This is a genomic window from Photobacterium sp. SKA34 (genome assembly GCF_000153325.1).
Taxonomy (GTDB): Bacteria; Pseudomonadota; Gammaproteobacteria; order Enterobacterales; family Vibrionaceae; genus Photobacterium.
The window spans coordinates 1,684,842-1,697,270 of sequence record NZ_CH724141.1; the positions used below are offsets into that span (position 1 = coordinate 1,684,842).

A 12,429-nucleotide genomic window follows, 5' to 3' on the forward strand; every position below is an offset into this window, starting at 1 on the left:
GTTTTAGTGAAAATAAAATATTCATTGCTATAGATAAAAACTTTTTTAAATGATTTAGTCGTAGGAGTATAAAAATGGGATTTTTTTCAATGCTATTTGGTTCAAAAAAATCGGAGTCTACTACTCAGGAAATTGAGCCAACTCATTATAATGGTTACTTAATTTATCCAGATCCAAAGCAAGAAGGGGGGCAATTTAGGATAGCAGGGAGAATCTGCAAAGAAATTAACGGAGAATTAAAAACACATCATTTTATTCGTTCAGACTTACTCAGTTCTCGTCATGATGCAGAAACATTTATGATAAAAAAATCAGAAATGTTTATTAAACAAATGGGCGATAAAATGTTCAAATGAAAATTGTAGTAATATTCAACAAATTTCATTGCAATCATAGTGGTATAAAAGTATCTTCTTAAACATTAGAAATGGAATTCATATTATATGATTGTCCTTTCTGTGAATTTCCATACAACAACATTGTTATTTAGTGTATTTATGTTTGGTTCTTTTAAAACAATGAATTGATAGGTTTTAATGTTGCTTATTGGGTACATAGCTAACAATTATTGTTTAAGAGTCAAAAGCTGATAGTAAAAGTGATTCGGTTATTATTTTTATACGTAATATTATAAATGCTAGAAATATAAATGTAGTTTTATTTCAGTATTATAATGGCAATCACTAGGTTTTTTGATTTGTTGGTGTGGGTTTTTTGTATTTTTACTACAAAAGGCTTGATATAGCTTGTTGGGTTGGATACAAAATGATTATGTTATAGCCAATGTACAGGGAATAATAATGCAGATTGGTGTACCGAGAGAGGTACTCGCTCATGAAACGCGAGTAGCTGCAACACCTAAAACGGTCGAGCAGATATTGAAAATGGGGTTCAGCGTTGTTGTTGAACAAGGAGCTGGACGTTTAGCAAGCTTCGATGATGCTGCATATGAAGCGGCTGGTGCTACGATTGTCTCAACAGATGTCGTATGGCAATCGGATCTTATTTTTAAAGTGAATGCACCTCAGGTAAATCCTGAAACAGGTGAAGACGAATTTGAGCTCATCAAAGAGGGTGCAAGCTTAGTTAGTTTTATTTGGCCTGCACAAAACCCTGAATTATTAGAAAAACTATCGTCTAAAAATATTAATATTATGGCGATGGATTCTGTACCGCGTATTTCACGTGCACAGGCGCTTGATGCGTTAAGCTCAATGGCAAATATCGCTGGTTACCGTGCTGTTGTTGAAGCTGCTCATGAGTTTGGTCGCTTCTTTACCGGGCAAATTACCGCTGCAGGTAAAGTACCGCCAGCTAAAGTCTTAGTTGCTGGCGCTGGTGTGGCAGGTCTTGCCGCTATTGGTGCTGCAGGTAGCCTTGGTGCGATTGTTCGTTCTTTTGATGTTCGTCCTGAAGTAAAAGAACAAGTTGAATCAATGGGTGCTGAATTCCTTGAAGTTGATTACAAAGAAGATACTTCAACGGGTGATGGCTATGCTAAAGAAATGTCTGATGAATTCAATAAAGCGGCTGAACGTTTATACGCAGAGCAAGCAAAAGATGTTGATATCATCATTACAACCGCACTTATCCCTGGTCGCCCAGCACCAAAATTGATAACCAAAGAAATGGTTGATTCAATGAAATCAGGCAGCGTTATTGTCGATCTTGCTGCTGCCAATGGCGGTAACTGTGCATACACTGAAGCTGATAAAGTCGTAACGACACCTAATGGTGTAAAAGTTATCGGCTATACAGATATGGTTGGACGCTTACCAACACAATCTTCTCAGTTATACGGAACAAACCTTGTTAACTTACTTAAACTTCTTTGCAAAGAGAAAGACGGTAATATTGACATCAATTTTGACGATGAAGTTTTACGCGGTCTTACCATTGTTAAAGCGGGTGAATTAACATGGCCAGCGCCACCAATTAAAGTTTCTGCGGCAGCACAACAGCCAAAAGCGACGGCGAAAGTTGAACCAAAGATTCCAGAGCCAACATCACCTTTTAAGAAATTTGGTTTGATAGGGTTGGGTATAGCACTGTTTGCTTGGGTTGCTAATTATGCCCCAGCAGAGTTTTTAGCTCACTTTACTGTCTTCGTTCTTGCATGTGTGGTTGGATACTATGTGGTTTGGAATGTATCCCACTCTTTACATACTCCCTTAATGTCAGTAACTAACGCTATCTCAGGCATCATTATTGTAGGTGCTTTGCTCCAAATCGGGCAGGGAGATGGGGTCGTATCCTTCCTCGCGTTTATTGCTGTTCTCATCGCTAGTATTAATATCTTTGGTGGCTTTACGGTGACTAAGAGAATGCTAGAAATGTTCCGTAAAGATAAATAAGGAGTAACACATGTCTGCAGGAATCGTACAAGCAGCTTACCTTGTTGCTGCCGTACTCTTTATTAAGTCTTTAGCGGGACTGTCTAAGCAAGAAACAGCACGAAACGGTAATTACTTTGGTATTGCTGGTATGGCAATCGCTCTGATTGCAACTATCTTTGGTCCTCATACTGAAGGCACTGTTTGGATTATCCTTGCGATGATCATAGGCGGTGCTATTGGTATTTTTTACGCTAAAAAAGTTGAAATGACTGAGATGCCAGAGCTTGTTGCTATGCTACACAGCTTTGTCGGTATGGCTGCGGTATTAGTAGGTTTTAATACTTTCTTAGACCATGGCGAATTATCTGGTGTAATGTTAAATATTCACTTGGTTGAAATTTTCCTTGGTGTATTTATCGGTGCAGTAACCTTTACAGGTTCTTTAGTTGCATTTGCTAAGTTACGCGGATTAGTTTCATCATCAGCACTAATGCTTCCTCACCGTCATAAATTAAACTTGTTAGCACTTGTTGTTTCAGCGCTATTGCTAGTTTGGTTTGTACAGTCTGAAGGTTCATTAACCGCGCTAATCTTAGTAACGATTATTGCGTTTGTATTTGGCTACCACCTTGTTGCTTCAATTGGTGGTGCTGATATGCCAGTGGTTGTATCTATGCTTAACTCATACTCTGGTTGGGCAGCAGCAGCGGCGGGTTTCATGTTAGCAAACGACCTTCTTATCGTAACTGGTGCATTAGTGGGTTCTTCTGGTGCTATCCTTTCTTACATAATGTGTAAGGCGATGAACCGTTCATTTGTTAGTGTTATAGCTGGCGGTTTTGGTTCGGATGGTTCAGCAGCAAGTTCTGACGAAGAATACGGCGAACACCGTGAAGCTTCAGCAGAAGAAGTGGCTGAAATGTTAAAAGATGCACGTTCAGTGATCATTACTCCTGGATACGGTATGGCGGTTGCTCAAGCGCAATATCCTGTTCACGAGATCACTGATAAGTTACGTGCAAAAGGCATTGATGTTCGTTTTGGTATTCACCCTGTTGCTGGTCGTCTACCTGGACATATGAACGTGCTATTAGCTGAGGCGAAAGTACCTTATGACATCGTACTCGAAATGGATGAGATCAATGATGATTTCCCACAGACCGATGTTGTACTTGTTATTGGTGCAAACGACACTGTTAACCCTGCCGCGATGGAAGATCCTAATAGTCCAATCGCCGGTATGCCTGTACTTGAAGTCTGGAATGCGAAAGAAGTGGTTGTGTTTAAACGTTCAATGAATACAGGGTATGCTGGGGTTCAAAACCCATTATTCTTTAAAGAAAATAGCCATATGTTGTTCGGTGATGCGAAAGACTCATGTTTAAAAATACTTGAGCATCTCTAATCGTTAATTGTTAAGAAAACAATGCCACTCATATGAGTGGCATTTTTATTTGTAATCATTATGTAATCAATAACTAAAACCAAAAATATGTGGTTTTCATATAGTACCTAACGTCGATGGAGCCGTAGAAGTAATATGTATAGCGTAATATTCTTTTTAAAGTAAAAGAAGCTGCAGCAACGAAGTGTTCAACATATTGCGACTCTGATGATTCTATAAAACAAATAATTGTTATGTTTATTGAGTATGAATGCTTTTCTTTATGGCATAAATTAACGAAATATTTAATATTTGCAGTTTTTCACATGACATAACATTGACAATTTAGTGAGAAACAATGTTAAAGTATGTGAATGAAAACGTATGTACTTTTATTCTCACTATTATTTACTACAGCTAGCCATGCTGAAGGTAATTCATTACCTGAAAGATTGGAGGCTGCTAGAACAGATTTATTGGAAAGTGAACCTGTATCTACATACGACTTTCGTAAACTACAAAGCACTTATCCATCACCTTTGCTGTTGCCTTCTAGTTTATTACCTCAAACCAAAGAGTATCCACTTTCAGCACTAAGGCAGTTATATCAAAACTCGTTAACCTGCAAGGGGCCTTGGCCTTACTCACCATCAGTAACACAGCCCGTCGTTTTTACTCGAGCTATTTGTAACAAGACAACGTTACCACCAGGGTGGTTTGTTCGTTCAGGATATATTCATCCCGGCGGTGGTAGTTATGCATATCGTTATTTAGCGGAACACCCAGGTAAGGTGTCAGAATTCAGTAAGTTTTTGCATATTAAAGAGCACCCACTGGCGTCAGCGACAACCTTACTTGGTCGTTTACAACGAATGAATAGTGATGAAATTAAAGTATTAATTTCTGGCGCTCGTTTCTTTATTGCTAACGGTGAGCTGTGGGTACGTAATGATAATGAATATAATCTTTATAACCAGTCAACTTGGTTAAAGGTTTTAACCAGTCATGATTTGCATTTAAAACGCTTAAATCGTCATGATTTTTGTTTGGCTCAAAATGGAAATATATGTTGGCGTGAAGAGAATAAATCGCACTTAACGTACTATTTACTAATATGTTTATTAGTAAGTAATGCCTTATTACTGCTAAGTTGGGTCATTTATCGTTTTCGTATTCGTCGACGAGATATGCAAGAGCGTATGTTAATTCTGCAAATTTTGACTCATGAATTAAGAACGCCTATAGCAAGTTTAGCAATGACTGTTGAAGGATTTAGACGACACTTTGATGAATTGCCTGAAGGTCTGTATGATGAGTTTAGACGTTTGACTGATGATTCAAGGCGATTACGACAGTTGGCTGAAGCAAGTAAAGATTACTTACAAGCTAACCAAAAACAATTAAGTACGCAAGAAGTTGAATCCATCAATGAATGGTTAGGCTATCTTGCTGAAGAGTATGATGTAACTTTACATCTTGCTGAAGATAGAAGTGTTCACGTGAATATTTATTGGCTTGGTACATGTTTAGATAACTTATTTTCTAATGCTCATAAATATGGCGTAGCGCCAATTACATTAACGACATCATACTATGATGGAAAACTTAAAATTGTGGTTCAAGACCAAGGCCCATTAAGTGCCAAAGATTGGTCTAAATTGCGTAAACCTTTTGTTAGTGAACAAGGTTTAGGTTTAGGTTTGACCATTGTAGAATCAATGATTAATAGAATGGGGGGGAAATTGAAATTAATTGGCCCACCAACCACATTTATATTGGAGATACCGTGTGAATCAAACTCTGCTACTGGTTGAAGATGACCGCAACCTTGCTGATGGTTTACTCGATTGCTTAAAGCAAGCTGGTTATAACTGTTTATATGCAGATTGCGCTAGTAAAGTAGACGCTTTATGGAAAGAGGCCGATCTTGTTGTCCTTGATCGTCAATTGCCTGAAGGTGACTCATTAAATTATTTAGGCTCATGGCTTAAGAAGAAGCATGTTCCTGTTATTTTATTAACTGCAATGGTATCGATTAACGATAAAGTTGTTGGCTTAGATTCTGGTGCAAAAGACTATTTAACGAAGCCTTTTGCGGAAGAAGAATTACTTGCACGAGTACGTGTTCATCTTCGTGGTGACGATGAAGATACTGCGGCCGCTAATATCATTAAAGTTGGCGATATCATTATCAATCAAGAAAGCCGTGAAGTGATTTTTGATAATGAAAATATTACGTTAACGCGAACTGAATTTGAGCTTCTTGTATTCTTATCAAAAAATGCAGGGCGTGTATTTACACGTGACGAATTACTCGATCAAGTATGGGGTTATAACCATTACCCAACAACACGTACTGTTGATACTCATATTCTTCAATTACGTCAAAAATTACCAGGTATTGATATCGAGACATTACGTGGTGTCGGCTACCGTATGAAGCCATAAGTACTGATTATTAAATGAGAAGAATAACCTTTTTCTTGTGTCAGTTAGGTATTATTAACGCATCGTTATTAATACCTAACGCTAACGCAGCTTGGTTTGTAGATCAAAGCTCTTATGCGGCTGCCCATAGACATTTACTTGAAGGTCAAACGGATAAATCATTTGAATCGATTGTAGAGGCTTGGCAGCAATCTCCGACAACAGATCAGAAAGCTAATCTTAATGGTTTGCTTGATCTTGCGATCACGGAGGACTGTGGTCATAACCTTGATAAAACAGTCTTGCCTTCTTGGTTATCAAAGTTATCAATTGAGCGTTCTATAGTTCAAAATATTAACCAGAAGTTACTTAAGTTATCGATTGTTGGTTTAACACGAGTTAACATTACCAAGATTAATCTTTCTAAGTGGCCTAATTATAATTTAATTGATGCCCAACCTGTGATTGATGATGGCGGTTACTTTAAAGTAGATGCTAAAAAGCTCGATCATAAAGTAGAAGCTGGATTATATAAATTGACGATCATCGCTGAAGGTGAACCCGCTTGGAATAAATGGATTGTACTGAATGAGCCGCCGGCAAAACAGAACTTAGGGTGGAAAGATAGCAATTCATGGCGTATTGATCATGTGGCTAAATTGAATTCATCATGTCCTGCTCCGAGTTTGTCGATAAAGTTGTATGACTTAAATGATACAGATTGGCGACCATTATGGAGCGAACAAACTGATACTCATCTACCGACTAAGTTACCCAAACTAAATATCCCAGAAGGGCGATATTGGCTTGATGTTGGTTTAATAAAAAGTCGATGGCAAGGTGAGATATCTATTTTAGACATTCAAAGTATCACTCGGTCCATTGATTATTCTGATGATACATATTGAGATTAAAAACCACTATATAAGAGTGGTTTTTTATTACTTTAAACATGTATAATAAATGCATGTTTAAAGTGGTGTAAATTATGCAAATCATCGATAAAGCAAAAGAAGATAAAATACCTGCAATTTTACGTTTAGGTTTTCGACCGTTTTTTCTTGGAGCAAGTACTTTTTCAGTTATCGCAATGATAATCTGGGCATTGTTCTGGTCAGGTAAGTCTCAATTAGCTAGTCTTATGTATTCAAATCCTATTTGGTGGCACAGCCATGAAATGCTATTTGGATTTTCAGGCGCAGTCATTATTGGTTTTTTATTGACGGCGGTACAAAATTGGACAGGGCAAACGGGTATTAAAGGTATTAAACTGTTGCTGGTTTTCAGCCTATGGTTGATTGCTCGTATTGGTTTAATGTTGGGCTCAGTGAGCAGTATTTGGCTGTTTATTGATACATTATGGATTGCTGTTTCTATTTATTATCTTGCAATACCGATTATAAAAGTTAAGCAGTGGCGTAATCTTTTCTTTGTGCCCGTTTTACTTCTGTTTGCTTTTACCAATATTCAATTTCATTTCATTGCGTTAGGCAAGAGTCATCAATCTATAGCCGATATTGCTTTACCTGTCGTGTTGGTAGTAACTGTGATTACCTTAGTTGTTGGTGGCCGAGTTATCCCATTTTTTACGTCACGCGGAACTAATACCAAAGTTATTGAACGAATTAAAACGATTGAATATCTTGCGCTTATACCTGCTTGGTTGTTGCTTTTGACGACATTCTTTATAAATAACGAAACAATAAATTGGCTTATTGCTCCGTTGTCGATCATTGCAGCCATAACCAACTTTGTTCGTCTTTCTCGCTGGCGCACAATCTCAACAAGGCGGATACCGTTACTGTGGTCTTTACATCTAGCTTATTTGTCATTAATTATTGGTTTATTTTTACTAGGTTGCAGCCTTTATACGACAGCCATCAGTGAGTCTATAGCTATTCATATAATTACCATTGGTGGACTTGGGGGAATGATACTAGCAATGATCTCGCGTGTATCTTTAGGGCACACAGGACGTAAATTGCAAGTCGACCGTTTTATGCAAGTCGCTTTCATCGCGTTATTTTTATCACTATTAGCACGAGTATTATTGACTATAGTTGCGCCAAGTATGTTACTTGATGGCTATGTGATTTCTGCTAGTTTGTGGGCTATTGCTTTTGGGATTTTTACCATTGTCTATTTTCCAGTACTCACAAAGCCCCGTGTTGACGGTCATCCAGGGTGAATGATCAACGAGAGAGGACTGTATTGGTAGCTTGATAATCAGTGACATCATTGGCTATTAGCTCTAAAATGATGCTTCGTTCATCAACAAGAAGATAGTTATGTACAATCACACTCCAACGCTCAATCATGAACAACAACAAGAAGCTGCTGAGCGTATCCATGAGCTGATGGCGCAAGGTATTAGTAGTGGTGAAGCAATAATGATTGTTGCTCACCAGATCCGAGAGGCGGATATTAAACGTCGTGAAGCGGCTGGTGAAACTTTCAGTGATGAAGAAGAGTAATTAAAATAAGAGCTTAACGGCTCTTTTTTTATAATTGGATACTTTATTTTCAAATAAAAGCTTGTTCAATTATATGTTTTTATTATACAAATAATTAAAACATAATTTTATTAGGGTAATTATATGAATGACCGATATTTACAGGCTCAAGCTTTTGCTAAAAGTCGACATGGCGAGCAAAAATACGGAGATTATCCTTACCACATTCATTTAGATACCGTTGCAGAAATTGCGCGACCATATGGTATTGATGCAATTATTGTAGCTCAACTGCATGATGTGATTGAAGATACTGATACCAGCTTTGATGAGTTGGCAGATCTGTTTGGTTTTATTATTGCTGATGCAGTGAATTATGTCACTGATGTGAAATTAGAAGATCGAGCGAAGCGAAAATTAGAGATAAACCAACGGTTATTATCGCTTGATCCAGCTGAAGATGCAGCACGTCTAGCATTAATTGTTAAAACCTGCGATCGCTTAGCTAACGTTGAATCAAGTAGCAATAATTCACGTCGCCATTTTTTAATGTATCAAGCAGAACATGACGCTTTTAAGCATGCCGTTTATCGTGCTGGTCTATGTGAACCATTATGGCAACAATTGGACGCGCTTATTCATTCAAAAAATTGTGTTAACTGTGCTTAATGCATGAAATTTAGTGGTTAGTTATTAGAAAGGTCAGTGTATTTGAAAAATATACTGACCTTTTTTATTTTTTCATTATGAAGACATTTTGCTGTCAGTCATTATTCCTCATCATAAATCGTAGGAATAGGTTGGCGCTTATGTTGGGTTGCTTTATAAATAGAAACTAAGCGATCGCGGACAAAATCGGTGACAGGTTTGCCTTCTAAGAAGTCATCAATCTGATCATAAGAAACTTGTAAAGCGTCCTCGTCAGCTTTTTGTGGTGCTAATTCTTCTAAGTCAGCTGTAGGTACTTTGTAAACCAATTGTTCTGGCGCACCAAGTTTTGCTCCAATAGCACGAACTTGACGTTTGTTTAACCCAAATAGAGGTGCCAAATCACAAGCACCATCACCAAACTTTGTATAAAAACCAGTAATGTTTTCAGCTGAATGATCTGTGCCAATAACTAAACCGCCAACAAGTCCTGCAATCTCGTATTGAGCAATCATACGTGTCCGAGCTTTAACATTGCCTTTCACGAAATCAACTTTTGCCTTGTCGCTAGGAATAAGTCCTGTATTTTCTAATGACAAAAGGGTGCTTGCATGAGTGGCATCAACACCTTTTTTAATATTAACACTTACTGAGTGACTAGGCTGGATAAAGTGCAATGCTAGTTGTGCTTCGTCTTCATCTTGCTGTTCTCCATAGGGTAGACGAACGGCAATAAACTGGTAATCGTTGCTGTTAGAAACTTGGTTTAAACCATTAACAGCAAGTTGAGCAAGACGACCACATGTTGTTGAATCCACGCCACCACTAATGCCTAGTACAAGTGATTTGCAGCCTGATTGCTTAAGTTTTTTTTGAATAAAATCAACGCGGCGTTGGATTTCAAAATCAACGTCAATGACAGGTAGCACGCGCATTTCAGTACGGATAAGCTGTTCCATGGTATATGAATCCTTAAGAGAGTTAGCCCAAATATTAATCATTTGAAGCGATATAATAGCTAAATGAGAGATAAACCATTACACCTTTGGCAAAATCATGCGATAACTCGTTATTATGATCAATGCTAAAAATAGATATTACTAAAATTAAGCAGCATTTTCCTATTAAATGCTTAAATAATAGTTACATCATTAGAAATTTCTAGTGTGAAAATTAATCAATTGATAAAACGAAAGGTTTGATGGATGAAACGAACTCTTGCTATATTCGGCAGCGCTTTTAATCCGCCTAGTTTAGGACATCGTTCTGTTTTAGAACGATTAACGCATTATGACGAAGTACTTTTACTACCAAGTTACAATCATGCTTGGGGTAAGAATATGTTGGATTATTCATTACGTTGTGAATTAGTTTCTGCTTTCATTGATGATATTTCTCAAGATAACCTCGTGTTGTCCACGTTAGAGCAAGATATCGCGGTAGGTGATGAAGCTATTACTACGCATGTAGTACTTGTGGAATTACAAAAGCGCTATCCAAACCATCAAATTACATTTGTTATTGGACCTGATAATTTCTTGAACTTTGGAAAGTTTTTTAAGTCAAAAGAAATACTTAGTCAATGGCAAGTGCTTGCATGTCCAGAAACATTACCGATTAGAAGTACTCTAATTCGAGAAGCATTAGCTGAAAATAAAGATATCAGTGAGTTAACAACTACTAGTGTTAGCCAGTTACTAATGACGGATAAACGTTTTCATTTTTAACTTTAGAGGACAAGGCGAAGTGTTTAAACAAATTTCATTAGTTGTTTTTTGTTTCTTATCAATGATGTTGTCTTCGTCAACTTACGCTTTCAAATGCGAAAATTATTATTCATTAGATGCTGTTTCACAGACTTTTAGTATCGATTATCCAAATATTACCAAAGGCTGCTCATTGCCTATTTATAGTATTGAACGCAATCATAATATAAACCATTCGCTAATGTTTTCACAACATGATAGGGCTATACCGTGGAAAATTGACCATAATAGCTATGGTGATAAATTCTGGTTACACTGGGATGATAAATTTGCAGATTCACCTGTTTTAATGAACCACAATTCATCAACATTTTATGGCTTAGGTTTTTGGATGCCAACTAACTATGACGAGGAAGAATTTACAAGTGCTGCGGAGGCTGAAGATTGGATATTAAATCATGGTCTGCAAATGAGTTTAGGTTTTGGCGATATTACTGGTCATAAACCACGTGTTAGATTTGATTATCGTTGGCATAATAATAACCATGTTGAAGATGGGATCTCGATGCAAGTTCATATTCCATTAAATTAAAAAACGCCCGTGCTAAGGGCGTAATCCGTTTAGCGTAGACTTTCACCTAAAATTGGCAAAGAAAGTGCTTCTACCATTTGTTCTGTAGTATTCAGCTGAGCTGCAATTTGTGGGAGCTTTCGTCCAGAACGACTGAGTTTTAGCACTTCTCGCATCAGAATGCAGGCTTCACACTCTTTTACTGTCATATTCATTACTGATTCAACGTTTGTTATTGCTGTTTTTTCAGTGATTTTATTACCTGTTAGCATTAACGCTAAAGAATTGTGATGCTGTTTATTAATCGCAGGACAAAGTGATTGAGTAGACACAGATAGCTTTTCGACTTGATCGGCAATGACTTTTAATAAACGTCCTTCTGCTCCATCCCATTTATGCTCTTGCACGGGAGTTTTTGCCAATTCATCTAGCACGGCTCTTACGAGTGATGACACAACAAAGAAGCCAGCATCAGTGCATAGTGGCTGTGTCATTCGAACAGAAAAGGAAACTTTGTAAAATACTGCACCAGGTAACACTGTGATGGCATGTAAACAATCAAACGGGATCCAGAAACCATGACCCTTAGTGATCATATGCTCTTGTTTACCTAATCGGATTAACACACAACCATTCGTTACAACGATAAAGTAAGAAGATTGGCTCTTTTTACGTGAACCAACAAAAAGAAAAGGGTGTTCGTTATTTGAAAACTCAATAGCTTGTTTCATACTGACTCTCTTACACATAAGCCTGCATATCTTCGTGTTTTTTTCTATTAGCGTCAACAAAGAGGATTGTGTATTACCTAAATACTGTAGATATCATTTTTTATATGATCAAAGTAGTGTAAAAAATAGCACCCGCGCTGAAAAAGTAGACAATAACGTGAGGTATGACCTCC

General features: G+C 37.5%; 13 protein-coding genes. 11 read left to right on the forward strand and 2 right to left on the reverse strand.

The annotated features are described in order from the left end of the window. Positions 1–74: 74 nt before the first annotated feature. The 9 genes from SKA34_RS08790 (at position 75) to SKA34_RS08830 (ending at position 9,269) form a co-directional block, all read left to right on the forward strand. Positions 75–356, forward strand: a complete 282-nt coding sequence (locus SKA34_RS08790; protein WP_006645161.1) for an HlyU family transcriptional regulator — start codon at positions 75–77, stop codon at positions 354–356. A 444-nt stretch (positions 357–800) separates the two neighbouring features. After that, positions 801–2,354 (forward strand): Re/Si-specific NAD(P)(+) transhydrogenase subunit alpha, encoded by a 1,554-nt coding sequence (gene pntA, locus SKA34_RS08795; protein WP_006645162.1) that lies wholly within the window; start codon positions 801–803, stop codon positions 2,352–2,354. A 10-nt stretch (positions 2,355–2,364) separates the two neighbouring features. Continuing rightward, positions 2,365–3,741: a Re/Si-specific NAD(P)(+) transhydrogenase subunit beta gene (pntB, locus tag SKA34_RS08800; protein ID WP_006645163.1), complete on the forward strand. Its 1,377-nt coding sequence runs from the start codon at positions 2,365–2,367 to the stop codon at positions 3,739–3,741. Between the two features lie 353 nt (positions 3,742–4,094). Beyond that, positions 4,095–5,534 (forward strand): sensor histidine kinase VxrA, encoded by a 1,440-nt coding sequence (gene vxrA / locus SKA34_RS08805; protein ID WP_006645164.1) that lies wholly within the window; start codon positions 4,095–4,097, stop codon positions 5,532–5,534. After that, positions 5,509–6,168, forward strand: coding sequence for a response regulator transcription factor (locus SKA34_RS08810; RefSeq protein ID WP_005365159.1), 660 nt, complete (start codon positions 5,509–5,511; stop codon positions 6,166–6,168). Before vxrA ends, SKA34_RS08810 begins: the two co-directional genes overlap by 26 nt. A 14-nt stretch (positions 6,169–6,182) precedes the next feature. Continuing rightward, the gene (locus SKA34_RS08815) at positions 6,183–7,055 is read left to right on the forward strand and encodes a DUF2861 family protein (protein WP_050764783.1); all 873 of its coding nucleotides are present in this window, start codon (positions 6,183–6,185) and stop codon (positions 7,053–7,055) included. An 80-nt stretch (positions 7,056–7,135) separates the two neighbouring features. Further along, on the forward strand, positions 7,136–8,335 hold the full coding sequence (locus SKA34_RS08820) for an NnrS family protein (RefSeq protein ID WP_006645166.1): 1,200 nt from the start codon (positions 7,136–7,138) through the stop codon (positions 8,333–8,335). 100 nt (positions 8,336–8,435) lie between these two features. Next, positions 8,436–8,621 carry a YoaH family protein gene (locus tag SKA34_RS08825; RefSeq protein ID WP_005365166.1) on the forward strand — a complete coding sequence of 62 codons (186 nt, stop codon included), beginning with the start codon at positions 8,436–8,438 and terminating at the stop codon, positions 8,619–8,621. Positions 8,622–8,744: 123 nt separating this feature from the next. Beyond that, positions 8,745–9,269 carry an HD domain-containing protein gene (locus tag SKA34_RS08830; protein WP_006645168.1) on the forward strand — a complete coding sequence of 175 codons (525 nt, stop codon included), beginning with the start codon at positions 8,745–8,747 and terminating at the stop codon, positions 9,267–9,269. 101 nt (positions 9,270–9,370) lie between these two features. Here the strand turns inward: SKA34_RS08830 and nadE are convergent, their stop codons facing one another. Next, complete coding sequence (gene nadE / locus SKA34_RS08835) at positions 9,371–10,207, reverse strand: ammonia-dependent NAD(+) synthetase (protein ID WP_006645169.1); 837 nt, start codon at positions 10,205–10,207, stop codon at positions 9,371–9,373. Between the two features lie 246 nt (positions 10,208–10,453). Between nadE and SKA34_RS08840 the strand changes: the two genes are divergently transcribed. Further along, positions 10,454–10,975 carry a nicotinate-nicotinamide nucleotide adenylyltransferase gene (locus tag SKA34_RS08840; RefSeq protein WP_006645170.1) on the forward strand — a complete coding sequence of 174 codons (522 nt, stop codon included), beginning with the start codon at positions 10,454–10,456 and terminating at the stop codon, positions 10,973–10,975. Positions 10,976–10,994: 19 nt separating this feature from the next. Continuing rightward, on the forward strand, positions 10,995–11,546 hold the full coding sequence (locus SKA34_RS08845; RefSeq protein ID WP_039859885.1) for a hypothetical protein: 552 nt from the start codon (positions 10,995–10,997) through the stop codon (positions 11,544–11,546). Between the two features lie 29 nt (positions 11,547–11,575). Here SKA34_RS08845 and SKA34_RS08850 read toward each other — a convergent pair whose 3' ends face one another. Next, complete coding sequence (locus tag SKA34_RS08850; RefSeq protein WP_006645172.1) at positions 11,576–12,256, reverse strand: hypothetical protein; 681 nt, start codon at positions 12,254–12,256, stop codon at positions 11,576–11,578. Positions 12,257–12,429: the final 173 nt, after the last annotated feature.

Bases quoted from the DNA above. Each gene is read 5' to 3' on its own strand.
- SKA34_RS08790 (WP_006645161.1), top strand. From the start codon at position 75: ATGGGATTTTTTTCAATGCTATTTGGTTCAAAAAAATCGGAGTCTACT.
- pntA (WP_006645162.1), top strand. From the start codon at position 801: ATGCAGATTGGTGTACCGAGAGAGGTACTCGCTCATGAAACGCGAGTA.
- pntB (WP_006645163.1), top strand. From the start codon at position 2,365: ATGTCTGCAGGAATCGTACAAGCAGCTTACCTTGTTGCTGCCGTACTC.
- vxrA (WP_006645164.1), top strand. From the start codon at position 4,095: ATGAAAACGTATGTACTTTTATTCTCACTATTATTTACTACAGCTAGC.
- SKA34_RS08815 (WP_050764783.1), top strand. From the start codon at position 6,183: ATGAGAAGAATAACCTTTTTCTTGTGTCAGTTAGGTATTATTAACGCA.
- SKA34_RS08820 (WP_006645166.1), top strand. From the start codon at position 7,136: ATGCAAATCATCGATAAAGCAAAAGAAGATAAAATACCTGCAATTTTA.
- SKA34_RS08825 (WP_005365166.1), top strand. From the start codon at position 8,436: ATGTACAATCACACTCCAACGCTCAATCATGAACAACAACAAGAAGCT.
- SKA34_RS08830 (WP_006645168.1), top strand. From the start codon at position 8,745: ATGAATGACCGATATTTACAGGCTCAAGCTTTTGCTAAAAGTCGACAT.
- nadE (WP_006645169.1), bottom strand. From the start codon at position 10,207: ATGGAACAGCTTATCCGTACTGAAATGCGCGTGCTACCTGTCATTGAC.
- SKA34_RS08840 (WP_006645170.1), top strand. From the start codon at position 10,454: ATGAAACGAACTCTTGCTATATTCGGCAGCGCTTTTAATCCGCCTAGT.
- SKA34_RS08850 (WP_006645172.1), bottom strand. From the start codon at position 12,256: ATGAAACAAGCTATTGAGTTTTCAAATAACGAACACCCTTTTCTTTTT.